We start from the raw sequence: 23,918 nt of genomic DNA on the forward strand, positions 1-23,918 counted from the left end.
CAGGCGTGCATTCCCCCGGTCTTCCAGCCCCCCCCTGAATGGCAGGGATGGGTTGACTACCGGCGTTGATTTTATTTGAAAGCCGATCCGCTTTCCTCGACCCACCCCACTTGGCCACCGCTTCCCTCTTTTGAAGATTCTCTTTTCAAGCCGCAAGCAAATGGATCAGCAGGGTGGGTCCAGGAAAACGGACCCGGTTTTGTTTCAAGGGGATTTAATGTGATCCGACCCCGGGATTATTCGGTATCCGTACAGAGTGTCCCCGTACCAAAGGGGCTGATAACCCCTGGTGGATTGACGTCCGTGTCCTCCTGGTCTTCCGCAGAAATAGGCAACAGAAGCTCTTCATTGCGTTCCGACTCGGTCCCGGACATGCTTCCCCGGGCTGTCAGACGCACCTTGACCCATCCGCCATAATTTTGGGGGTAAACGATATTGAAGGAGGCGAATCCCGTAGAGTCGGTTTCCAGAGTGGCGGTATCCAGAGTAGCCACGTTACCGGGATCCAGCTGATCGTTGCCGTTGATATCCTCACTGAGATCCAGATCCAGCACACCATTTTGGTTGCTGTCTTCATTGCTGCATCCATCAGTCGTAGAGGGATTCCTGGCCCAGAAGGCATCTCCATAATAGGTGGTGCTATCGGTATCCGGATCATATGAAGTTCCTCCACTCCACTCCACATCATACGTGCCTTTGTAGTACAACACCGGCCAGATCGAAACATTGAGTTCCACACCGGCAGCTGGCAGACCGGTGACATCGGTAACCAAGGCGGTGTAGGGGAGTTCATAGCGGGTGCCATCTTCCGATTCATTAATGGAATTACCGGTTCCCAGGGTAATGAAGAGAGGGCTTTCGGAAACTGTCAGGGAAACCGTACCGGTTATGTCAGAATAGCCATCCACATGTGCGGAGATGCTGATACCGTCATAATCACTGGAAGTCGTGCCAGAGACATAGCTTACCGAAGCCTGACCAGATGAATCGGTCACCGCAGAGCCTGCCGAGATGTAACCCCCGGTGCGATCATCCAGAACAAAAATGACGGTCTGGTTTTTAACCCCCTGATAGTTGCTGTCCCTGACGATGGCGGTGATGGTGGATTGCTCATCGTCATCCCCCTCCCGGTTGGTACCAATGGATGAAGGGCTCGCCTGAAGCAGCATGGAGTCCGGCGTGATGGAGATAAATTCCACCTGGGAAGTGAGTGTCAGTCCATCATCCCGACTCACCTGAATGATGGCAGGACCAATCTGATCAGAATAGATATTGACCGTTGCCCGGCCATCACTATCGGTAATGACGGTGATGGTTTGGACTTGGTCATTAACAGTGTCCGTGCCATCCAAAAACCAACCTCGGTTTAGTTGAAACTCAATCTCTTCCCCCTCTTGAGCAACATCATCCACCGTCCAGAGTACCGAAACAGCATAGCCGTCATCGGTGGTGTAACTGTCCACATCCACCAGTGAGATTTCCTCAGTGGCATCGGGATCAGGGGTTTCAAAGGCGAAGTCATCCCCCTCTTCGGTCTCCAATCGGGCGATGGTCAGGGAGCCACTCAGAGAATCATAGACCAGGGTGTCCAGGTTGCCGGTGGTGCGATCCAGGGAAGCGGAGACGATATCGCAGTTTTCCACCGCATCATCGGTTTGGCATTGATCAAAGCTCAAGGTCATCGCTGCCTCACCGGAAGTATCGGTTTCCACCGTGATGGAAGAGGCCCCGGTGGCGCTGCTGTCGGAACTGTCGAGCAAGGTGTTGCCGGCAGTGGATGAGACGGTCAAAAATTGATCTGCCACCCCACTGCCGGAGGAGTCCGCCAACGTCACGGTCAGATCCAGGGTCTCTCCCAGTTTTTGTGCGGAAGAAACACCCGCGACCGTCAAGGTGGAGCCGCTGATTTCCAAGGTCACCTTATTTGACTCCAGGGTTCCACTGGAGTCGGTGGCCTGCACCAGGATCATGCGGTTGAGCTGATCCGGGGCGGCTGTGAGCAGAGCGACAGCTGTACCGGTATCGTCGGTAATCGCCCGGGTCACCTGGATGGAGCCGGTGGTATCGTGGGCGTCGTCTTCATCATCATCCACCAGGTAGGGAACGGTCTTGAACTGGACAGTCTCCCCTTCCAGCAGATTGTCATTTTCATCCCGAAGGATGGCCGTCAAAGTGGCACTATCCACCCCGTCGGTATCGATCTGGGGGTTGGAGGTCAACAGCACGATATCGTTGATCACCGCCCCACTCTCGCTGGTGGCGGTGGTGGCGACAGTAATGGGAATGCTGAAAGTGGTGCTGGAATCGGTTGAATCCACCGGGCTCACGCCGTTGGTGGTGGAAGCAGAAACAGTCGGGGGATCACCATCGGTGGAAGAGACATCCCCGGAATTAAAGGTCACACTGATCCAGCCATCGTCATCGGTCACCCCGGTCAGGGCTTCCAGGGAAACCCCTTCCAGCTCCCCATTGATCACAAACGTCACCGTCTCCCCCGAAACAGGGTTGCCATGGGCGTCCAACACCGTGACCCCCACATCCACCGTATCGGAAAGCCCCACGGAGAGGCTGGTCTCATCGAAAATCACTTCAGCGGGCGCACCGGCGATAAAGGCGATCTCCGCTTCTTCGCTATAGCCACCAGCGGTAGCGGTTACCCGGGTCGTACCCAGATTGGTCGGTGCAATGAGGGTCCAGCGGGCGATGCCATCTTCATCGGTCAACACCTCCCGGGTGGTCACAGCTGTGGCAGAGGAGGCATCGAACGAACCCGCCGTGGTGGCAAAACGCACCAAAACCCCGGCCAAGGCGCTCTCGGTTGAACCCGCCGTCGTGTCGGCATCCACCAATCCGGTGACACTCGCTTCAATCAACACCTCCTGCTCACCATCGGCCACCACTGAGTCAGCCCCCACTGCGACGGTGACGCTGCTCACCACAGCCGCATCGATCAACGACTTGGTTTCATTGAGATGGGTATCGACTTCCAGGCCGGAAATCTGACCGCTTTCGTAGCCGCTGACGTTGGTGTCAAAGGTGGTGTCGCTGATGTCGGCAATGGTCATGGTGGAGATCACCGCATCCAAGGCCTCGGTGGTGGTATCGGTGATGGTGACCGATTCACATTCGCTGGCAGAGCCGGAGACAAAATCAGCATCAAAAATGCAGATATAGCGCTCGATATTATCCACCCGCTCCCGATAGTCCGTCAGCTGGGAATCCACCAGATCAAAGGCGGAAAATTCCACCCCATCCCGGGTGGGGGTGGCACTACCCAGGGTGACGTTGCCGATGTGAAAGGTGACGCTGTGATAAACGGCGTTGACGCTGTCATAGTAGTAGGTAAACTCGCCATCCTCATCGGTGACCCCGGTGGAGATGGTATTGTCCTCTTCATCCTTGGTGGTATAAGGCAACCCCACCACCACGCTGCCGTGGAAGGTGCCGGTCATTTCGGTATAATTGGAAGTAGAGCTCTCTTCCTTGCTGGAACTCCCCTGCCCACTGCCACCACCGCCACAGCCGGCCAGCAGTAGTGCCACGAGCCAGGGAATGATCCTCTTTTGCATTTGCCACATAAAAAGAGCCGCCTTAGGAAAGTTTGATCCAAAAAAAAATGGTCCCGGCCCAATGCTGCAAGTTCCAAACCAAATTGGTTTTTCGAGAGGGGGACACCTTGTAATTCTCTGGGCTTAAGCTGGATAATCCTTCCCGTAGAGTGGAATCAACGCACGTCGTCAGCCAGATTCATGACGCCTGGAACCAGCCGGTCGAACCATTCAAGCCACTGAATCACAGCGCACCCAATCGAGAACACCATGATCACCATCCATCACCTGGTTCACCGCTATCCCGGCAAACGCCGCCACCCCCCACGCCTGGCTTTGGAGAGCCTTTCCCTGGATATCCCCAAGGGGGCGCTCATGGTGCTCACCGGCCCCAACGGCAGCGGCAAATCCACCCTCTTTCAGATCCTGGCAGGCCAGCTGCTGCCCAGTGAGGGCTCCGTGCAGATGGGGGGAATCGATATCTTTCGTGAGAGTCGAGCCGCCCGGGAGTTGATGGGGGTGGTGTTCCAAAAACCGGCCCTGGACAAACACCTCACCATCCGGGAAAACCTCACTATTCATGCCGATCTCTACCACCTCAACCGTCAGATTTTCCGCCAGCGTTTGGCAGAGGATCTCCACTGGACCGGGCTCCAGGATCGCCTGGATGACCGGGTGGAAACCCTCTCCGGCGGGATGGCCAGGCAAGTCGAGCTGGTCAAAGCCCTCCTCCACCGCCCCCAAATATTATTGATGGATGAACCCACCACCGGGCTCGATCCCGGCAGGCGTCGGGCTTTTCTGAAAACCATTCTGAAGCTCAAAGAGGAGATGGGGCTGACGGTGCTCATGACCAGCCATCTTTTTGAGGAGGCGGAGGCGGCGGATCTGGCAGGTATTTTAAAGGAAGGACGCTTGATCGCCTTCGATACCCCGTTCAACCTGAAAAAAAATCTGGGCCGGGAGATGGTGGTGATCGAATCCCATGGGGTAGAGGTGCTGATGGCGGCCCTTTCCGGTTGGGAGGGGATCACCCTGGAGCCCCACCCCGGGGAGTTGCGGGTGCTGGGGGTGGAAGCAACCGCCCTCTTGAAGGCACTTTTTGCCGATCATCGGGAGCAGATCAACGCTTTTACCATCAAAGACCCCACCCTGGAAGATCTCTATATCCGCCTCACCCACCAACCAGCCGCCAGCGTGGATCACCAGGAGTCCTCCCCATGAACCGTGCCGCCCGCTCCCTGGCCAAGAGAGAACTGACCCGTTTTTTCCGGCAACCCCATCGGGTGGTGGGCTCCCTGGCTCAGCCCCTCCTGATCTGGCTTTTTCTGGGCTACGGCTTCAATCCCTCTTTTCAGGCCCCGGGGCTTTCGGGCATCTCCTATCTGGAATATTTCTACCCGGGGATTTTATTGATGCTGCTGCTCTTTTCCGGCATCTTCGCCACCATCACCGTCATTGAAGATCGCGCCCAGGGTCTCCTCCAGGAGGTGATGGCCGCCCCCGTGCCCCGAAGTGCCATCGTCCAGGGCAAGGTGGCCGGAGCCATGGGGATTGCTCTCAGCCAAAGCCTGGTTTTACTGGTGGCGGCCCCTTTTTTGGGTCTCCTGCCGGGAGGCGTCAATATTCTCCTTATCCTCCTGGGGCTGTTCATCGCCTCTTTGGGGTTTACCGCCCTGGGGCTGCTGATCGCCTGGAACATGGAATCCACCGCCGGATTTCACGCCATCATGTCGGTCTTTCTGATGCCCCTCTGGATGCTCTCGGGCGCCCTCTTCCCCCTGGATCACGCTCCGGTCTGGCTTAAGGGGTTGATGGTGATCAATCCGGTGAGTCACGCCCTGACCCTCATCCGCCGCCCCTTCTATGAAACCCCGGAGGCGCTACTCTCAGACCCCGGCTATGGCCTGGCCATGGGGGTGGCGCTCCTCTGGGCTGGCATCTGTCTGTGGCTTGCCTGGCGGCAGGTGAAACGGGTTCCAAGGGGGGGATAAACTAGAGTGGAATGGGTTGTTTCAATGAGAAAAAATGGTTTTTCAAGCAGGAAGATTCCCATGACTGGATAGGGATGAAACGAAAAAAATGGTTTTTTCCATGCCCGGAAAGGCTATGCTCTCCCCATGGCCTCATCGAGGTTGGTAAAAATCCAAAAGCCTGGGAGCAAATCACTGATCCCCAACCCAAGGCGAAGGCAATAAGGAAGACCCATGGCAGACCATCCGCCAAAAACGGTAATCTCCAAGGCCCTCATCCAACGGGTAGCCGCTACGATCGCCCACCATTTCTCCCCCCAGAAAATTATTCTGTTTGGCTCCCATGCCCAAGGGGAGGCCAGCCCCGAAAGCGATCTTGATCTGCTGGTCATCATGGAGACCGAACTCCCTTTCCATAAACGCGCCGTACCCATCCGCCTGCTTTTTCAATCAGCCCCCTGCCCTTTGGACATTCTGGTCCATACCCCCGAAGAGACCGCCTATTGGAATGGTGTCACCAACCACATTATCACCCGGGCGATGGCCACTGGAAAAGTGCTCCATGCCGAATCAGGGAATCAGGTCGCTGGCCCTGAAAGCTTCACCTGATGAATGCGCGCAACATCGAATTTGCCCACCAGTGATTGCGCAAAGCCGATCACGACTTAATCACCGCCCGACATACTCTTACCCTCCCCGACGGCCCCACAGACACCCCCTGCTTTCACGCCCAACAGGCTGTTGAAAAGGCCATCAAAGGCATTTTGACGGCTCAAGGAATCACTTTTCCACGAACCCACGATCTCATGCCACTCCTGGATCTGGTCGCCACCACTTTGCCTGAATGGCTGGTTGAACGAAAAGCATTGGCCGAATTGACCGGTTATGGGGTGGAAGTTCGTTATCCGGGAGCCTGGCTGGATCCGACCCGGGAAGAAGCCCATCACGCCTTGGCGACAGCGGAACGGATGGTTGCCAAAGCCCAGGAAGAGATGAACAAATGGGAAGAGAATGAAAGATTATTTTGATAAATATCAATTTCTTACAAGGAGATAATTTTTACGCATTCCCTCTTGAGATTTCCCGAGAAAAAATTTACCTTTCCAAAAGTCCATTTAATGATGGACATCCTACTCTTCCCGGTCCTTTCCGGGAATTCCCCTCAAGATCGTGGAAAATCAGGAGATTCACTGTGAGCAAGCAGTCCCTGGAAGCCACCGTTGATCCCCAGAAGGTCCAAGTATGGATCTCGGAACTCGGCCAAGAGCCGTCTGCCGCCGTCCCCCTGCTTCAGGCCATTCAGGGTGAATATGGCTATTTACCCCGAAGCGCCATGGACCTGGTGGTGGCCAACACCGACATCAACGCCAGTCAACTCTATGGTGTCGCCACCTTCTACGCCCAGTTTCGTCTGACACCGGTGGGCCGACACCTGATCAAGGTGTGTCACGGCACCGCCTGTCACGTGCAGGGTGCGGATCGTCTCAACACCTCCCTGCGCCATATCCTGGGTATTACCGATGAAGAAGAGGATACGGCGGAGAATGGCAGCTATACCGTGGAGGATGTGGCCTGTATCGGTTGCTGCTCTCTGGCACCGGTGATGTTGGTGGGTGAGGATGCTTTTCCCAACCTCAAGGGGGCCGATGCCCAGCGGCATTTGAAAAAACACGCCCGAACCAACAACGAAATTCTGCCCGGCGCCAAACAGGATGAAACCGAGGCCGGAACCAAGGGAGGCGGCAAATGAGCGAAGGGCAATTGGTCATCACAGTTGGTGAAGGAACCTGCGGTATTGCCGCCGGAGCCAAAGAAGTCGCCAAGATTCTGACTCAGCGTTTTCCGGATGCGGAACTCAAAACAGTGGGTTGTCTGGGAATGTGCCACCAGGAAGTGATGGTGGAAATTCGCAATGCCGAGGGCAAATATTGGCTCTGGGGCAACGTCGAAAAGAAAAATATCCCAAAAATTGTCAAGTTTCACAAGGGTCTAGGGGATGCACCGGAAAAAAACCTCATTCGCTCAAGCGACGCGGAAGAGACCGACAAGGGGAGCTATCTCACCCGCCAAACCCGAATCGCCCTGCGCAACGTCGGCCAGCTGAACCCCACCTCCATGGAGCAGTTCCGAGCCCGGGGCGGCTATCAGGCGATTGAGAAGGTGTTGAAAGGGGGCATGAGCCCGGAAGATGTCATCGCCGAGGTGAAGGCTTCCAACATTCGGGGCCGGGGTGGTGCAGGCTTTCCCACCGCCATCAAATGGGGCTTTGCCCGGGGAGCACCGGGAGAGGTCAAATATCTGGTCTGCAACGGCGACGAAGGGGATCCGGGGGCATTCATGGATCGCTCCCTGCTGGAAGGAGACCCCCACTCGGTGCTGGAAGGGATGCTGATTGCGGCTTACGCCATCGGCGCTTCCAAAGGCTACGCCTACATCCGCGCTGAATATCCCCTGGCGGTGGACTATTTTGGCCGGGCTCTGGAAGATGCCCGCCGGGCCGGATTTCTGGGCGACAATATTCTCGGTACCGATTTTTCCTTTGATATTAAAATCAAGGAAGGGGCCGGGGCTTTTGTCTGTGGTGAAGAAACAGCGCTTTTGGCCTCCATTGAGGGACAACGGGGCATGCCCCGGATTCGTCCCCCCTTCCCCGCCATCAAAGGTGTTTTCGGCAAGCCCACCATCATCAACAACGTCGAAACCCTCACCAACATTCCCTGGATCATCACCAACGGTGGCCAAGCCTATTCCGACATCGGCACCGACGACTCCAAGGGTACCAAGGTGTTTGCCCTGGCGGGTGCGGTAGCCCGGGGCGGCTTGGTGGAAGTCCCCATGGGGATGACCATCCGAGAGGTACTGGAAGAGATCGGCGGCGGTTCCGCTTCGGATCGCCCCCTGAAAGCGGTCCAGTTGGGCGGACCTTCCGGTGGTTGTATTCCGGAGCATCTGTTCGACACCAAGATCGAATATCACGCCATCAACGCCACCGGGGCGATCATGGGTTCCGGCGGTATGGTGGTGATGGATACCAAATCCTGCATGGTGGATCTGGCCCGTTACTTCCTTGAGTTTACTCAGCTGGAATCGTGCGGAAAATGTACTTTCTGCCGCATCGGTACCCTGCGGATGAAGGAGCTGTTGACCAAAATCTGCGAGGGCGAGGGGACGATGGAAGACATCGATACCCTGGAGGAGTTGGCCCCACGCATTAAAACCGCGAGTCTGTGCGGCTTGGGTCAAACCGCCCCCAATCCGGTGCTGACGACACTGAAATATTTCCGGGACGAATATATTGCCCACGTCAAAGATCATCGCTGTCCCGGCGGGGTGTGCAAAGGGCTTATCACCCACACCATCATCAACAAAGACTGCACTGGCTGCTCCATCTGTCAGCGGCAGTGCCCGGTGGACGCCATTGCCGGAACGGTCAAGCAGCCGGATACCTGGGTGATCGACCAAGAGGTTTGCATCAACTGCGGCATGTGCGTGGAAGTGTGCAAACCCGACTGCATCCTGGTGGAATAACGCCTCTGGCGTTCCAGGTTCGAGATACCCCATGAAAAGTCCTAGCGCGAGGAAGATGCGATGAGCGATACCATTTCAATCACCCTGAACGGCCAGGAAGTCGAGGTGGCAGCCAATGCTACCATCCGGGAAGCGGCCGAAGCTCAGGGGGTTCACATACCCACTTTTTGTCACGATGACCGCCTCAAACCCTTTGCCAGCTGTTTTCTCTGCGTGGTGGAGGTTGAAAAGGCCCGGACCCTGCTACCGGCCTGCTCCACCCGGATAGGTCCTGGCATGGTGATCAAGACCGACAGCGACACGGTCACCAAAAGCCGCAAGATGGCGCTGGATCTCCTGCTTTCCGACCACGCCGGAGACTGTATTGCCCCTTGTGAGGCGACCTGTCCGGCCAATATCGATATTCAAGGCTACATCGCCCATATTGCCAACGGCGATTTTCCAGCGGCGGTGCGGCTGATCAAACAGCGCAACCCCCTGCCGGTGGTGTGTGGCCGCATCTGCCCCCATCCTTGTGAATCCCAATGTCGCCGGGGCTTGGTGGATGAAGCCATTGCGATCAATCCACTCAAGCGTTTTGCCTCTGAGTATGAACTGACCCATGGGCCTTATGTTCCCGATGCCGGACCCGATACCGGCAAGAAGGTCGCCATTGTGGGTGGTGGCCCGGCTGGATTGGCTGCGGCCTATTTTCTCCGGCAGGCTGGCCACGCAGTGGACATTTTTGAAGCCCTGCCCGAACTTGGCGGCATGGCCCGTTACGGCATCCCCCGTTTCCGGATGCCTTGGGATATCCTGGATCGGGAGATCAAGGCGGTCCTGGATCTGGGTGTCAAGGTGCACTTCAACAAGCGCCTGGGTAGCGATTTTTCCATAGCCGATCTCAAGAGCCAGGGGTATGGCGCGGTATTGCTCGCCATCGGTGCCCACAAGGCCAAACCCATGCGGGTCAAGAATGAAGAAGTCCCCGGGGTGATGGGGGGCGTTGATTTTTTGAGAAAAGCGGTTCTGAAAGAGCCCATTGAGCTGGGTAAAAAGGTGGCGGTCATCGGTGGTGGCGACACCGCCATGGACTGCGCCCGGGTAGCGACCCGACTGGGCGCGGAAGTGACCCTGCTCTATCGGCGGACCCAGGCGGAAATGCCTGCGCTGCCCCTCGAACAGGAAGAGACCATGGAAGAGGGGGTCACGGTGCGTTTTCTGACGGCACCTTCCGACGTCCTTCTGGAAAATGGTCGGGCCAAAGGGCTCAGGGTCATCACCATGGAGTTGGGTGAGCCGGACGATTCCGGTCGTCGCCGTCCTGTGCCTATCGAAGGCAGCGAAGAGGATCTTGACTTCGACCTCATCATTCCCGCCATCGGCCAGGATCCTGATCTTTCCTGTATCGAAAGCGAAGCCGACAAGCCCGACACCACCCGCTGGCGCACCTTTGTGTATGATGAAAAGACCATGGTGACGAGCCAGGAGGGTGTTTTTGCTGCTGGTGACTGCGCCTTTGGTCCGGATATTCTGATCCGGGCCGTGGGTGAGGGACGGCGGGCCGCCATCTCCATGGATCTTTATCTCAATGGCTCTCCGATCACTCTGAAACAGCCTTATGCCATCTCCCGGGGTCGCCTGGAAGAGTTGGAAATGGCGGACTATTCCCCCCGTTTCGTACACAAAAAGCGGGCTTTGGAGTCCACCCATCCGCCGGAGCAGCGTCTCAAAAATGGCGGAGGCTGGGCGCCCATCAACGTCGGTCTGGAGCAGGTCCAGGCCATGGCCGAGGCCACACGCTGCATTGAGTGCGGCTGTACCGCCCGCTTCGACTGTGATCTGCGCAACTATTCCACCGACTATGGTGCGACTGAGAAAAAACTGGCTGGCGACAAGCGCAAATATGATGAAGACACCCGCCATCCGCTGATTCGCATCGAAGCGGACAAGTGTATCACCTGTGCCAGCTGTGTGCGGGTCTGCACCGAAGTGCGTGACGTCAACGCCCTCAGCTTTATCGATCGCGGTTTCAGCACCCGTATCGGACCCAACTTTGACGATCCCCTGCAAACCACCGGCTGTGATGCTTGCGGTATGTGCATTGATGTCTGCCCCACCGGCACCATCTCCGCCAATACCGGTAAGGAAGCCGGACCGTGGCTGTGGAATGTGATTAACTCTTCGTGCACCGCATGCTCCAAAGGATGTGGGTTGGCGGTACATGTGGCGGAAGGGCGCGTGGTCAAGGTTTCCAGCATTGATGGCGATCCGGTCAACGGCGCTTCCATTTGTGCCGAGGGCCGTTTCAGCTATCAACTGCTACCCAAGCGGGACAACGGTAGTGGCACTCTGGAAGAGGCCAAACAGGCCATGGCAGCTGCCAGCCAGACTTCCGTGGTGATTGCAGCCAATGCCACGGTGGAGGAGGCTTATGCCGCTTCCCGCCTGGCCAAGGCTTCCGGGGGCAACTTCTACTACAACGCCGGTTCTGGGATTGATGGCGAGGCCAAGCCCTTGAGCAAGATGCGGGGTGAAGCCAACGTGGCCCTCTTGACCAAGCTCGGGGCCCAAGCCTTGACCGGTCCGGCTGGGGGTGACTGTCTGGTGCTGGTGAATACCGGGGCCGGTGCGGCATCCGGTGCCAAGGTGATTGCTCTCTCCAGCCAAGGGGCTGCGTCGGGTGCAGATATCACCATAGCCGTTGCTGATCCTCTGGAGAGTGCTGGTGCCTTCCTCAACCGGGATGGCAATCTGACGTTGGTGCAGCCTGCTCTGGAAAGTAATGGCCGCGAGAGCAGCTTGGCTGCTTTGGCGACTCTGGCTGGAACCCCTGACCTGGGTGAACTGGCTTCGTTGCGCCAAGCCCTGGCAAAGGATGTTCCGGAACTTTCCCAGGTAGCCGCACTCAATGGAGAACGGGTCATGAACACGGATCTGGCTCCGGAACTGGCTGCTGTAGCCCCTGACAGCCGCTCAGAGGCCTTTACCGCCCACATGGTTGGGATGGAACTGTCCTGGTAACAAAAAATCGTCAGGGAGCCCTGGGGGATTCCCTCCTGGGCTCCCTACTCATTGAGTGATAACGCATTCCTCTGACAAAAGAGGTCTATAAAAAATGAACAGCTTCGACGAAATCATCCAGTATGCCATGGAGCATGAGGAGAAGGAGGCCGCTTTTTATGAAGAGATGGCCGAGCGTTCCGAAAGCAAGGATCAGAAAGAGGCGATGCTGGTCCACGCCAACGAAGAGCGGGAGCATAAGAAGCATCTGGAAAAAATCCAGAAAAACCACCACCTCCCTGGTGGCGCCCGCCGCTATCCCGACCCGGACCTGAAAATTTCCGACTATCTGGTGGTGGAAGATCATCCCGGTACGGTGAGCTACGAAGAAGCGCTGCTCCTGGCTGCCAAACGGGAAAAAGCCGCGCAAAAACTCTATCTCCAGATGGCCGCTGCTGCCGACGATGCCGAGCTGAAAGAGGTGTTCAATTTCCTGGCCGAGCAGGAAGGCAAACACGGCTCCCGCCTGGAAGCGGAATACGACGATACCCTTAAAGAGGGGTGATATGGGGGTAAACTCTTGGTAAGCGAGTTCATTTTAGCCGACCAACGGTTTTAACCGTATCCTCGTTTGAAAAAGTCGCGTACAAGAGGCCGTCTTAAGTGACGGCCTCTTTTTTTTGACCTCAACTCCCCTCCCTTCCATATCAACTCATCCCACTCCATTTGAAGACCCTCTCACCATACTACTGAAGTGTTGTATTTTTTATAAAATTTAGTTTGAGCATATACAGGCCAGCTTAATTTCATTAGATTGTGAATTAAGCATCCTCACTTTGGCCTAACAAAACAACTGACTGGTCAGCTTTCCCGGCGAACTTGCAGCGATGCAATCAAATCTTCTTGCTCGCCACAGTTTTCCTGGGTAAACTCTTACCTATCAGGTAACGATATCGGATTTTCAGCTAATGGAAATCGCCTTTGCCAGCACCAAGCTGGAGAAGTGCTTCAACTCTGAAAAAGAGCTGAAAAAAAAGTACAATACGCGCATGTTTCGAGCTATATCCATGCGAATGACGGTACTTGAACATGCAGAAAACCTGAACCGAGTTCCAACCATTCCCCCGGAACGGTGCCATCAATTGACACAGAATCGGGATGAACAGTTTGCCGTGGACCTTGTTCAACCTTACCGGCTCTTTTTTTCAGTCAACCACCGCCCAATTCCTCGAAGAGAGGATGGTGGGATCGATCTTTCTCAGGTCACCGCCATCAAGATCCTCGGAGTAAAAGATTATCACTGAAAGGAGGCGTCTTGTGACTACTGATACCGACCGATATCGTCCAGACTATGGTGTTCCTCCAGGTTGGGTGTTAGATGAACATTTAGCGGTGCGGGAACTTTCCGCTGCGGAATTTGCCCGCCGCTGTGGACGTTCTGCCAAACTTATCAGCAATATTCTTGCTGGTGAGGCTCCTATCGAAGCGGGTACAGCGCTGCAATTCGAAAAAGTCCTGGGAATGGATGCTTCTATTTGGATGGGGATTGAAAAAGATTATCAGCTATTCAAAGCCAGGCAGGCTGAAACTGAAAAATGGCAAAAACATGTTGAATGGTACCGGGGGTTTCCGATCAAAGAATTGATCGATCGCGGGTATTTTCAGAAACCCAAGGATGATCGGGACGGTGTCGGAAAGCTGCTGACCTTTTTTGGGGTAGCATCAGTGGAAGCATGGTCAGAACGGTTTGCCAAGGCCAATGTCGCCTATCGCCATTCCCCCTCTTTCAAAAGCGCCGATGAGGCACTTTCCAGTTGGTTACGCATGGGTGAACTTGAAGTTGAATCCCTGGAAATTCCTCCCTATGATGCCAATAATTTCAGACAAGCCTTGCAGCAAATTCGACTCCTAACCATCGAAAAAGAAAAGGCTATCTTTCTTCCCAGGGTGACCCAACTCTGCAATGACGCTGGCGTAGCTTTTTCCTTGGTCAAACTGGTTCGAAACGCTGCACTAAGTGGTGCATCCAGATGGCTCTCACCTCGAAGAGGATCGATCCAGTTAAGTGCGAGGTATAAATCAGACGACCATTTATGGTTCAGTTTTTTCCATGAGGCGGCTCACCTGCTGCTCCATCCAAAAAAACTGATCTTTATCAATGAGAAAGAAAACAAAGGTGCTGTCACTCAACTGGAGCAGGAAGCCGATGACTGGGCGGCTAATTTCTTGATACCGAAGAATCGCTGGAAAGCTTTCAAACAGATCCGTCCAATTACAAAAGATCGAGTGATCACATTAGCCCAGGAATTAAGGATTGCCCCAGGGATTATCGTTGGTCGTCTACAACACGAAAAGGCACTACCCTGGAACATAAAGCTCAATAACCTGAAAACACGCTATCGTTGGTCGGATTGATTCTAATCAATCATTTTATCACAGCAACCTTCATCCATTTTTTCCCCCTGGTTTCAATTTGTCGGTCTTTCCTGTTATTCCTGAACTCTCAATCCTACCTCCTGTTTCCTGCTTGCTTGAAATAGTTCTTTTCAAATATCCATTTTTCCGGCAAGCTGGTTTGCGCTGATTCAACCGGTGTTTGATCTCCATGGGAGTGATCGTGGGTCTTTTGCAAATACAATGTCTTACCATTGAGTGGCTCCTCCCCATTTTGTGCCAAGGGTGAGCGTTGGCCCATGGTATTCTTCCGGCAGACCACTCCCTTGAAATCCCTTGCAGCCTGTCTCCTCCTGATTGGCGTCAGCCTCTTTTTATCACCATTGAGCCACGCCTCATCCCTCGGTGAGCTTTCCCTGTCACCTGATGAAAAAAAATGGATCGCCGACCACCCCGTCATTCGTGTTGCCAACGAAAACGATTGGCCACCCTTTGACTTTGCCGAAGAGGGGGTCGAAAAGGGATATTCCATCGATCTGGTCAAGCTCATTGGCCAAAAGACCGGGCTCACCTTTCAATTTATCAACGGTCACACCTGGAAAGAGCTTCTGCAAATGGGGCTGGAGCGTCAGATTGATCTGTTTCCAGCCATCTGGAAAAACCAGGAACGGGAAGCCCATTTTGCCTTTACCAGTCCCTACATGGACACCCCTCATATTTTGCTGGTTCGAGAGCGGGAAACCGGGATTCAGCGCATTGAAGATCTCATAAATCGGCAACTGGTCAGCGTCAAAGGGTATGCCACCACCGAGTTGGTGAAAAAACATTATCCCGGGATTCAAGTGCTGGAGGTGGATACCCCCTCCGAAGGGCTGCGGCTGGTGGCTTACGGCCAAGTAGACGCCTATCTGGGAACCCTGGGCTCCACCATCTATCAAATCCGCCAACGGATGATCCACGGCCTTAAAGTGGCTGGAGAGACCGATATCGGCGGTCATCTCACAATTGAAAACCTCCACATCGCTGTCCGCAACGACTGGCCGACCCTTAAAACCCTCATCGACAAAGGGCTGCAAAGCGTCACCGTCGAGGAGCGTCTGGCTCTACAGGACAAATGGATCTCCATTCCCGGCCCCAACGCCAAACTACGCATTCCCCTCACCCCAGCAGAAAAGGGCTGGATCAGCCAGAATAAAGCCCTCCTTTTTCGCACCTCTTCCCGGAAACCTTTGGCCTTTGTCGAAGGCAATCATCTGGAAGGCATTCTGGGAGATTATCTGACTTATTTCAGGGAGGCTGTCGGGGTGGATCTGACCCTCGGCTCTCCTCTTGGCAACACTGAAAATCCCTGGGTGGATCAAACAAAACCGGTGGATTTTTGGCTGGTATTAGACGGAGAGCTTTCCACCGGCCAGCCAAGCGCCTTCAGCCAGCCTTTGTTGCAAATGCCCCTTGCCATCATCACCCGCCGTCTGGTGGGTTTCATTGAAGATATCCATCTGGTAGCCCAAGAATCCCTGGCGGTGGCACGGGCCAGTGGGATTGTGGCGTTTTTAAAGAAACACCACCCCCAACTCAACCTGATCGAGGTAGACGACACCGAAGCCTGCCTGCAAAGGGTCGCCCAGCGTCTGGCCTTCGGCTGCATCGACCTGGCCCCCTCCGCCCAATATCACCTGGGGAGTGGTGCCTATGATGATCTGAAAATTTCCGGCATGACCTCGGAAAAAATCGGCCTCTCCATGGTGGTGCCGGAGCACCATGTCATCCTGGCAGAGGTGTTCAACAAAGTTTTACTCTCCATGCCAACAGCCAAAAGAGAGGCGATCTATCACAGCTGGGTGAGAATTCGAGTCCGGGAAAAAATTGACTACACCCTGGTCAGTTGGATCGCTGGTGGTTTTGCCTTGCTGCTACTGATGGCCCTACTCTGGAATCAAACCCTGCGGCAACAGGTTCAGCGACGGCGGCAGGCAGAGATACGCCTTCAGGAACTGGCTGATCGACAAAAAGCGGTTTTGGACCATAGCCCGGTGGGGATCGCCTTTCTGGACCAGGATCGTGTGATTCGTCAGGCCAACCCCACCATGGCGAGGATTTTTGGTGCTGAAACTACCGTGATGGTGGGACGTACCACCCAAGATTTTTTCCATGATGAAGAGGCCTTCAAAAGGCTTGGGGAGCGGGCCTATCCGGTGTTGCGCACCGGGGCGGTGTTTGAGGAGGAGTTGCTGTTGCAGCGCTTAAATGGCGAGCGCTTTTGGTGTCATCTGCGGGGGGTCGCCATCAACAAGGACCATATCGACGAAGGGTTTGTCTGGACCACCGAGGAGATCACCGCTCGCCGGGAAATCAAGGACAGGCTGCAACAGGCCAAAGATGCGGCGGAATCGGCCAACCGCTCCAAAACCCTGTTTTTGGCCCACATGAGCCACGAAATTCGCACACCTCTCAACGCCATCCTCGGCATGAACGAAATTCTGCTGGAGAGCGATCTTTCAGCTGAGCAGCGCCACTATATGCAAACGCTGAAAAATGCCGGCGAAACCCTCTTGGCCCTGATCAACGATGTATTGGATCTTTCCAAAATCGAAGCGGGGCAGATGGATCTGACCCTGATCGATTTCAACTTGCCCAAGCTGGTTGAAAACACCGCAGGCCTCCAAAGACTGACCGCCCGGGAAAAGGAGATCAGCTTTCGGGTCGAATTAGGATCAGGGCTGCCCCGACATGTCCGGGGAGATCCTGACCGGCTGCGGCAAGTGCTGTTAAATCTGCTCAACAATGCCATTAAATTTACCCATCTGGGTCAGGTGACCGTAACCGTTCACCAGGAAGCAAATCAGGTCATTCGGTTTGCCATTTCGGATACCGGTATCGGCATGACCGAGGCACAAATCGACCGGATTTTCAAACCGTTTGTCCAAGCTGACACCACGACCACCCGCCACTTTGGCGGTACGGGGTTGGGGCTTACCATCTGCAAGCGATTGGTGGAAGCCATGGGGGGGGAGATTGGGGTCGAAAGCCGTCTGGGCCAAGGCAGCACCTTTCACGTCACACTTCCTCTTCCCTCCTCCAAACTTCATGGCCACCGGGAAAGTTTGGATCCAGAGGAACAACCCACTGCCTCACCTCACAGTCAGTCTACCAAAGAACAGCTCCACATTTTGCTGGTGGACGATGCCGTGGAAAACCGCCTGGTGATCTCCGCCTTTTTAAAAAAATCCCCTCATCGCCTGGTGCAGGCGGTCAATGGGGCTGAAGCGGTAGAGGCTTTTGAAAAAGAACGCTTCGATCTCATCCTGATGGACATGCGCATGCCGGTGATGGATGGCTATGAAGCCACCCGGACCATCCGCCAGATGGAAAAAACAGCGAATTTGAAACCCATTCCGATCATTGCCCTGACCGCCCAGGCCTTAAAGGAAGATTTGGGCAGAACCTTGGAAGCAGGGTGCGACTATCACCTCACCAAACCGGTACGCAAAATCCACCTGTTGGAAGTGATTGATCGCTACCGTGCTCCCCCTATCTGAAGCAGGCATCATATTGACAAACCTCTTGTCAGCTTTCCCGGATCAATAGGGGCCCGGCTTGGGAACAGCCCCCACCACCCGGTTGCGGCCACCCTCCTTGGCAGCGTATAGGGCCACATCAGCCTTTTTCATCAGCTCCGAAGCGTTGGTCATATAGGGTTCATACTGAGCTACCCCCAGGCTGATGGTGAGATTTTGGCCTTTATAGCGTTTGCCCAGGAGCAATCCCGTTTTCGCCACCCCTTTACGCAGACGTTCGGCATAGCGCAAGGCCGCGATGTGGCCGGTGCGCTCCAGGACGATGATAAACTCCTCCCCTCCCAAGCGTGCAACCAGGCCGTTCATGCGGGTGTGTTTTTGTAGAAGGCCAGCCACCACCTTGAGCACCCGATCCCCCTCCGGATGGCCGAAACGATCGTTAAACAGCTTAAAATGATCGATATCCACGATCACAATGGAAAAGGGGGTGATCTCCTTGCGGTTTTCCTGAACCAGCTGGGCCAACAGGCGATCCACCCGACCCCGATTGTAAAGCCCCGTCAGGGCATCCCGATCCGCCTGTTCCGACACTTTTTGGTGAAGTCGGGCATGTTCCAATGCCAGCCCCAACTCCCCGACGACATTGGTGACCCCCAGGAGGGTATGTTTTTCCAAGGGACGACCCTCGGGGTTCCACACCGCCACCACCCCATGGGATCGTTGCGTGCCGCTGATGGGCACGATACCCAACTCGGAAATACCCAAAAATCGTAACACCCGCTTTTCCACGGGACTCTCCCCTCTGATAATTCGCCCATGCCCCTCCCGCAAAACGGTTCGAAACCCACTCTCCTGTTGGGTCAGGGGAATTTTCAGCAGATTGGGCGGCTGGCGGCAGGTGAGATCGCCCTTCCAGTGAGAAATCTCAAGCTCCCGCTGCTCCGCATCCATTCCAAACAGGATAACCCCCTTGAAGTGAAACTCCCGATGGATGGCTTTGAGGGTTTGATTAAAAATTTCCTTCTGGCACAAGCTTTGATGGGGAGCGAGCAGACTTTCCCGATAGCTGGGAGGAAGGGGGGCATAACGCAACTCCCGGGTGGAGGCTTGAAGAACGGAGTTGGAGCGAGCCAGACGCAGGCTGGCTTCCATCAGCCGTTTTTGGCCTTCATTGCTGCTGGGCAGGGGCATACCGTGATAGCTCATCGCCTCCTGCATCAGTGGGTCGGTGCTGAGATTCAATTGGGCCAAGTTGATATCCCGAATATCAACAATCCTTTCCAGATGCGGGCTCAATGCCGGAATACGCCCGCCGGTCATGGAGCCATACCCTTGCACCCAGGCCAAAAAATCAGCCAGCTGCACGATGGCCGCAAGCTTTAAATCACCATCATCCAGGTTAAGACTCATATCCAACCGGTGATGTCCTCTAACCCCTGTGACGATGCGCCTTGAAAAACCCCAACGATCGAGTAGATAGGCACCCATATCGTCGTGACTGAATCCCATGAGATGGCGTTCTCTGATGACCATCTCCTCGTCTGACCGGGAAGGAATGGCCAGCAGGTCATCATAGGAGAGGGGGGCCAGATGATGGAGCAGTGGTTTGCCCAGATCATGCACCAGACCGGCCAGCCAAGCCTCCTGGGGGTTATCCCAAAGAAGCGCTTCGGCAATGAGATGGGCCAAATGGGCTACGGCCAGAGCATGCCGCCAGAAAGGGGTGGGGCCAAACCAGGGCGTTGTATCGGAATGGATGAGGGTGTCATAAAGCAGCGCTTCCAACGCCAAGTTGCGTACACGGGTAAAACCGAAGGTGATCGTCGCCTGCAACACCGCCTCCTCAGCGGAATCCACCGGCTCCCCCTGGATGAACAGCAAGCCGATCAGTCGATTGACCACGGCGGGCTCTCCATCTACCGCCCGGGCCAAATCTCTGCCTGAGGTGTTTTCCTCACCAGTGACCTGCCATATCCGCTGAATCACTTCATGGGGAACAGGAAACTGATCCAGCTCCTTGAGTCCCCGGCCTGTCTGGCTGATATCGATAGGTAAATTCGCTCCAACGTTCATGGTAGCCTCCATTGGATCCGGGATCCCTCCCCCGAGTTCAATATCCTTCCGGCTCCATTTGCCTTGAAACAGGTTGATCGGTTCGTTCCTTTAAAGTCTGATCCTTCCATTTTCTGAACCAAATGTGGATGCAACCATCTGAAGCTTTACGCTGCTTTTTTGACTTACCCTTGATGGGGCGCCATTTAAAGACACCTTTTCTAAATCTACTGCAAAGACCGAGCCTGTTTTTAATAACCGCTATTTTCAATCGGTTACATGGACACAACAGCGTCTTAACAGAAGATTCCGGTCACAGGTGTAAAAATTAATTTTCACACAACTCGCTTTCAGTTGACTCTTTTTTATGTTGCCTGATTGAGGAGTGGGGCGTTTTTTGCAATCTTCTCTCAGCTGGTTGGGAGCTCTTTTTGCATTGAAAAATTCCCTGAAAATTCCGATACCAGGCTGACACCTCAAGCTCGTTGAACAGGCTTGATCCTGGAAGACGATCTCGTCAGGCAAGCTCGTTTTATGGTAGGATTCCTGATTCGAGGGCTTTCAGGGGTCTGGATATCCCTTTAAAGCCAGGGTTTGTGGCAAAACTTCAAACGCCGAGGGTGGCTGCATGGCGGAGACTCACGATCGATTCATAGCCTGCACCATACCGGTTCATGCCGAACCTGCGGTGCAGGCGAAACATTGTCAGGGGTGTGCGACCACAGCCGCTCGCCTCGATTTTTTCATGACCGTCGCCATCTCCCTGTTCAGCGCCGTCATGGGCTCTCTCTCCGGCTCCATCGGCCTTCATGCCATGGCACTTTTGGCTTTTGGGGACGTATTGGTCAAAGGGGGAAACTGGATCTCCATTCGCATCTCCCGCAAGCCTCCCACCAGTCGTTTTCCCTATGGCTATGGCAAAGTGCTCTTTCTCTCCTCCTTCATTATGGGGGGAGTGCTCTTTTCCGGTGCGGTGGCCTTTTTTCTGCACAACATCCGACATCTCAACGACGGCCTGGTGGAAAAACCCTCCTTTCTGGCGATTTTTGCGGCACTGACCCTGACCATCGTCGGCGAAATGATGTATCGCAAACTCTCCTGCGTGGCCCGAACCAACAACAATCCCGCCTTGAAGGCCGCTGCCCTGGATAACCGGATGGATGCCTTGTCCGCCTCCATGGTATTGATCGGCGCGGTCCTGGCTTGGCTGGGCTGGCTTTTTGCCGACCATCTGGCGGCGCTGCTGGTCTCACTGCTGGTCTTGCGGGTGGGCTTTAAAATTGTCGTGGAGTCGGTGGAAGGGCTGCTCGATATCGGGCTTGCCGCACCCGTGCAAAACCGGGTAGAGGAGATCTGCGTCTTTACCCATGGCGTGCGTGCTGTTGTTTGGGTGCGTGGGCGGCGGCTGGGGGATTATTATGAGCTGGACCTGGGGGTAGAGGTGGATGGTGGGTTGAGTGTAGAGACGACCCACCAGATTCGCCACGCCATTACCCGGCAGCTCACCGATGAAATCGACCACATCGCCCGGGTTCAGATCACTTTTACCCCCCATCGCAAAAATGACCCACCGGCCTGAATCCGCTTCAAGCCCCTCCCCTCCTCAACCATTCCCAGCTCATCCCTGATGACGGATACCCCGTGACAGTCACCTTGCTGGAATACCCCCAATAGACCAAATTTTCCCCATCAATGGGCCTTGGCGAGGGATTTTTCGATGTCTGTTGCCAGGGAGGAGATTTCACTGACCACTTCATCGATATCCCCGGAAAGCTCTCTGGCGACCCGGGCGGTGATTTTGACCTCTCCAGCCACCACTGAAAATCCTTTGCCAAACGAACCTGCCCGAGAAGCCTGAATCCCGGCATTGATGGCCAACACTTCCAACTCGTTGGAAATTTTATTAATGGAGTGGGAGGTCTTGAGGATTTCGGAGGTGTTGTTGCTGATCTTGCCTTTCAGGTCAGTCAGATCCTGGTGCAAACTGGCCCCCAGTTGCGCTTGTCGCTCGCTCAACACCTCCGCAAACAGCCCGGAGACATCGTGGGTTAATATCTTGGCGTGATTTCTGACTGCAAACACCTGATCCAACAATTGTTCGTTGCCCACCGTATCGATAATAAAATCGGGTTCATTTTGCCGAATAAGGGACTCGACCTCCCGACCGATGGGAATGTTAAGCTTTTGGGCCAAGGAGATGGCGCTGCGATCGTGATCGGTCTCTATCACAAAATGGACTTTGATCTTGTCGCTGCGGGCAAAAAGCCTGACCAAATGCCTGGCCGCCTCTCCCGAACCGATGATACCCATTGATTTACTCATGAGGCAGCCGATCTTTTCTGACAAGGATGGTGGGGTGGTTGCGGTTACCAGAGGGCCTGTTGCTATCAACTCATCCAGATCGAACAATAAAGGATGGAAATTCAATCAACTGATTCGATAAAGGGCTCATCACCATCTCACTTGGAACAAAGAAAATTAGCCCATTTTGCGGACAGGATCATCGAGAAATTATTTTTTTATGACCCATGCTTGTATAACTACGATTCATCATTCCAAAACAACAACCACCCAATGATTTGATGAAAACAAAATGGCATCAAAATTCTGAAATTTAGCTTGAATTCAACATAATATGGAAACCATACAGCCTCTGAGGTAGACTTACTGTTAGCTCATCATTTGAGCCAAAATTTGTGTTAGGGCTAAAACCGGTTGGATTGATTGATGAGGGATAGCCATCTCTGGCAGGATGAAAGCCTTTCTTGCCCAACTGCTTAAGAGAGGCAACTGTGAGCGGTCAAAAATTTTACAGCCAACTCTACCAGGAGGATCTCTACGGCGAAGCGGAATGGCTGCGGCGGGGGGCGCTGGAAAAAGTCACATCGGTGGTTGAGTTGCTCACATCCGTGGATGTGCGGCCCCGGGTGTTGGCCGAGCTGGGGTGTGGTACGGGTGCGGTGATCCAGGAGTGCCAGCGGCAAACCATTGCGGATGGTTTTGTGGCGGTGGACGCCTCTGCCGACGCCATTGCCCACCTGAAAAAAAACGCCCCCGGCATCACCGCCCACCAAGGGGACATCACCACCCTGGACTGGTCAAAGTTGGGGGGGGTGGATGTGGTGATTCTCTGCCATGTGCTGGAGCATCTGGAAGATCCTGCCACCTTTCTCACTGAGCTGACCCGTCGCTGCACAGCCCAATGGCTGGTGGTGGAGGTGCCGTTGGATGATCTTTTGGTCAGCCGCTTGAAAAGCCTGTTTCGCAATCGGCACAACAACAGCGCCGGTCACGTGCAGTTTTTCACCCCAAAGAGCTTTATGGCCCTTCTGGAGTCCGTCGGATTGGAGGTGGTGTCCCAGCGCCACTATATTCCCCGGCAATCCATCGAAACCGTGCGCTTTGTGGCGGCCAAGGATGGTCAATCCAAACTCGCCACCGCTCTACGCCTCTTCACCGCCCACTACGGCCCTCGCTGGCTCACCCCCCTCTGGCGACGCTGGTACTATGCCCACCATGCCGTGTTGATCCGTCTGCCTGGTCCAGATTCATAAATCCAGATTGATCTTCAGTCAAAATTGATGCAACTTGATCTGAGGGCCAGGCCAAGAAGAGAATCGCTTCCGCAATTCGTTCTGCGAGAGGAATCATCATGGACTATCAGGCACACATTATCCGGGATAAGGGGATTTGTGGTGGGGAACCCGTCATCAAAGGTACTCGGGTAACCCTGCGAACAGTTCTGGCGAGTTTAGCGGCAGGAGATAGTACGGCAGATCTCCTGAAAGATTTTCCCACCCTGACAGCAGCGGACCTGAAAGCGGTTATCGCATTCGCCGCCGACTCCGCAGTGGAAGACCTGCCTGTACCCAGAATCCCCAAAATCGCGTGAAAATCAAGCTGGATGAAAATCTTCCCAGATC

Annotated in this window: 17 protein-coding genes; 14 read left to right on the plus strand and 3 right to left on the minus strand. The window is 54.8% G+C overall.

What is annotated here, in order from left to right:
• Positions 1 to 236 precede the first annotated feature (236 nt).
• Positions 237 to 3,578, minus strand: a complete 3,342-nt coding sequence (locus HQL52_08475) for an Ig-like domain-containing protein (GenBank protein MBF0369475.1) — start codon at positions 3,576 to 3,578, stop codon at positions 237 to 239.
• Positions 3,579 to 3,818: 240 nt separating this feature from the next.
• Here HQL52_08475 and HQL52_08480 point away from each other — a divergent pair, with 240 nt between their 5' ends.
• The 11 genes from HQL52_08480 (at position 3,819) to HQL52_08530 (ending at position 17,964) form a co-directional block, all read left to right on the plus strand.
• Positions 3,819 to 4,772 (plus strand): ABC transporter ATP-binding protein, encoded by a 954-nt coding sequence (locus tag HQL52_08480; GenBank protein ID MBF0369476.1) that lies wholly within the window; start codon positions 3,819 to 3,821, stop codon positions 4,770 to 4,772.
• Positions 4,769 to 5,542 carry an ABC transporter permease gene (locus tag HQL52_08485; protein MBF0369477.1) on the plus strand — a complete coding sequence of 258 codons (774 nt, stop codon included), beginning with the start codon at positions 4,769 to 4,771 and terminating at the stop codon, positions 5,540 to 5,542. The genes HQL52_08480 and HQL52_08485 overlap by 4 nt, the downstream gene beginning before the upstream one ends.
• Positions 5,543 to 5,755: 213 nt before the next feature.
• Complete coding sequence (locus HQL52_08490) at positions 5,756 to 6,130, plus strand: nucleotidyltransferase domain-containing protein (GenBank protein ID MBF0369478.1); 375 nt, start codon at positions 5,756 to 5,758, stop codon at positions 6,128 to 6,130.
• Positions 6,131 to 6,165: 35 nt separating this feature from the next.
• The gene (locus HQL52_08495; protein MBF0369479.1) at positions 6,166 to 6,549 is read left to right on the plus strand and encodes a HEPN domain-containing protein; all 384 of its coding nucleotides are present in this window, start codon (positions 6,166 to 6,168) and stop codon (positions 6,547 to 6,549) included.
• Positions 6,550 to 6,713: 164 nt separating this feature from the next.
• Positions 6,714 to 7,271 carry an NAD(P)H-dependent oxidoreductase subunit E gene (locus HQL52_08500; GenBank protein ID MBF0369480.1) on the plus strand — a complete coding sequence of 186 codons (558 nt, stop codon included), beginning with the start codon at positions 6,714 to 6,716 and terminating at the stop codon, positions 7,269 to 7,271.
• Positions 7,268 to 9,049 (plus strand): NADH-quinone oxidoreductase subunit NuoF, encoded by a 1,782-nt coding sequence (locus HQL52_08505; GenBank protein MBF0369481.1) that lies wholly within the window; start codon positions 7,268 to 7,270, stop codon positions 9,047 to 9,049. Before HQL52_08500 ends, HQL52_08505 begins: the two co-directional genes overlap by 4 nt.
• A gap of 60 nt (positions 9,050 to 9,109) precedes the next feature.
• The gene (locus tag HQL52_08510) at positions 9,110 to 12,052 is read left to right on the plus strand and encodes an FAD-dependent oxidoreductase (protein MBF0369482.1); all 2,943 of its coding nucleotides are present in this window, start codon (positions 9,110 to 9,112) and stop codon (positions 12,050 to 12,052) included.
• Positions 12,053 to 12,146: 94 nt separating this feature from the next.
• Positions 12,147 to 12,596: a ferritin family protein gene (locus HQL52_08515; GenBank protein MBF0369483.1), complete on the plus strand. Its 450-nt coding sequence runs from the start codon at positions 12,147 to 12,149 to the stop codon at positions 12,594 to 12,596.
• 403 nt (positions 12,597 to 12,999) lie between these two features.
• On the plus strand, positions 13,000 to 13,335 hold the full coding sequence (locus HQL52_08520; GenBank protein ID MBF0369484.1) for a killer suppression protein: 336 nt from the start codon (positions 13,000 to 13,002) through the stop codon (positions 13,333 to 13,335).
• A 13-nt stretch (positions 13,336 to 13,348) separates the two neighbouring features.
• The gene (locus HQL52_08525; GenBank protein ID MBF0369485.1) at positions 13,349 to 14,446 is read left to right on the plus strand and encodes an ImmA/IrrE family metallo-endopeptidase; all 1,098 of its coding nucleotides are present in this window, start codon (positions 13,349 to 13,351) and stop codon (positions 14,444 to 14,446) included.
• A 305-nt stretch (positions 14,447 to 14,751) separates the two neighbouring features.
• Positions 14,752 to 17,964 carry a transporter substrate-binding domain-containing protein gene (locus HQL52_08530; GenBank protein MBF0369486.1) on the plus strand — a complete coding sequence of 1,071 codons (3,213 nt, stop codon included), beginning with the start codon at positions 14,752 to 14,754 and terminating at the stop codon, positions 17,962 to 17,964.
• A gap of 42 nt (positions 17,965 to 18,006) precedes the next feature.
• Here the strand turns inward: HQL52_08530 and HQL52_08535 are convergent, their stop codons facing one another.
• Positions 18,007 to 20,016 (minus strand): diguanylate cyclase, encoded by a 2,010-nt coding sequence (locus HQL52_08535; GenBank protein ID MBF0369487.1) that lies wholly within the window; start codon positions 20,014 to 20,016, stop codon positions 18,007 to 18,009.
• Positions 20,017 to 20,623: 607 nt separating this feature from the next.
• On the opposite strand from HQL52_08535, the gene HQL52_08540 reads away from it, so the two are divergent.
• Complete coding sequence (locus HQL52_08540; protein ID MBF0369488.1) at positions 20,624 to 21,574, plus strand: cation transporter; 951 nt, start codon at positions 20,624 to 20,626, stop codon at positions 21,572 to 21,574.
• Between the two features lie 110 nt (positions 21,575 to 21,684).
• Here HQL52_08540 and HQL52_08545 read toward each other — a convergent pair whose 3' ends face one another.
• A complete protein-coding gene (locus HQL52_08545; protein MBF0369489.1) occupies positions 21,685 to 22,317 on the minus strand; it encodes a hypothetical protein in 633 nt (210 codons plus the stop codon).
• Positions 22,318 to 22,787: 470 nt separating this feature from the next.
• Between HQL52_08545 and HQL52_08550 the strand changes: the two genes are divergently transcribed.
• Both HQL52_08550 and HQL52_08555 read left to right on the plus strand, forming a co-directional pair.
• On the plus strand, positions 22,788 to 23,549 hold the full coding sequence (locus HQL52_08550; protein MBF0369490.1) for a class I SAM-dependent methyltransferase: 762 nt from the start codon (positions 22,788 to 22,790) through the stop codon (positions 23,547 to 23,549).
• A gap of 98 nt (positions 23,550 to 23,647) precedes the next feature.
• Positions 23,648 to 23,887, plus strand: a complete 240-nt coding sequence (locus tag HQL52_08555; protein ID MBF0369491.1) for a DUF433 domain-containing protein — start codon at positions 23,648 to 23,650, stop codon at positions 23,885 to 23,887.
• Positions 23,888 to 23,918 lie beyond the last annotated feature (31 nt).

Source organism: Magnetococcales bacterium, assembly GCA_015232395.1.
In the GTDB taxonomy this organism is placed as follows: Bacteria; Pseudomonadota; Magnetococcia; order Magnetococcales; family JADFZT01; genus JADFZT01.

Excerpts from the sequence above, each read along its gene's own strand:
- HQL52_08475 (MBF0369475.1), bottom strand. The coding sequence starts at position 3,578 with ATGTGGCAAATGCAAAAGAGGATCATTCCCTGGCTCGTGGCACTACTG.
- HQL52_08480 (MBF0369476.1), top strand. The coding sequence starts at position 3,819 with ATGATCACCATCCATCACCTGGTTCACCGCTATCCCGGCAAACGCCGC.
- HQL52_08485 (MBF0369477.1), top strand. The coding sequence starts at position 4,769 with ATGAACCGTGCCGCCCGCTCCCTGGCCAAGAGAGAACTGACCCGTTTT.
- HQL52_08490 (MBF0369478.1), top strand. The coding sequence starts at position 5,756 with ATGGCAGACCATCCGCCAAAAACGGTAATCTCCAAGGCCCTCATCCAA.
- HQL52_08505 (MBF0369481.1), top strand. The coding sequence starts at position 7,268 with ATGAGCGAAGGGCAATTGGTCATCACAGTTGGTGAAGGAACCTGCGGT.
- HQL52_08510 (MBF0369482.1), top strand. The coding sequence starts at position 9,110 with ATGAGCGATACCATTTCAATCACCCTGAACGGCCAGGAAGTCGAGGTG.
- HQL52_08515 (MBF0369483.1), top strand. The coding sequence starts at position 12,147 with ATGAACAGCTTCGACGAAATCATCCAGTATGCCATGGAGCATGAGGAG.
- HQL52_08520 (MBF0369484.1), top strand. The coding sequence starts at position 13,000 with ATGGAAATCGCCTTTGCCAGCACCAAGCTGGAGAAGTGCTTCAACTCT.
- HQL52_08535 (MBF0369487.1), bottom strand. The coding sequence starts at position 20,016 with ATGAACGTTGGAGCGAATTTACCTATCGATATCAGCCAGACAGGCCGG.
- HQL52_08540 (MBF0369488.1), top strand. The coding sequence starts at position 20,624 with ATGGCGGAGACTCACGATCGATTCATAGCCTGCACCATACCGGTTCAT.
- HQL52_08545 (MBF0369489.1), bottom strand. The coding sequence starts at position 22,317 with ATGAGTAAATCAATGGGTATCATCGGTTCGGGAGAGGCGGCCAGGCAT.
- HQL52_08555 (MBF0369491.1), top strand. The coding sequence starts at position 23,648 with ATGGACTATCAGGCACACATTATCCGGGATAAGGGGATTTGTGGTGGG.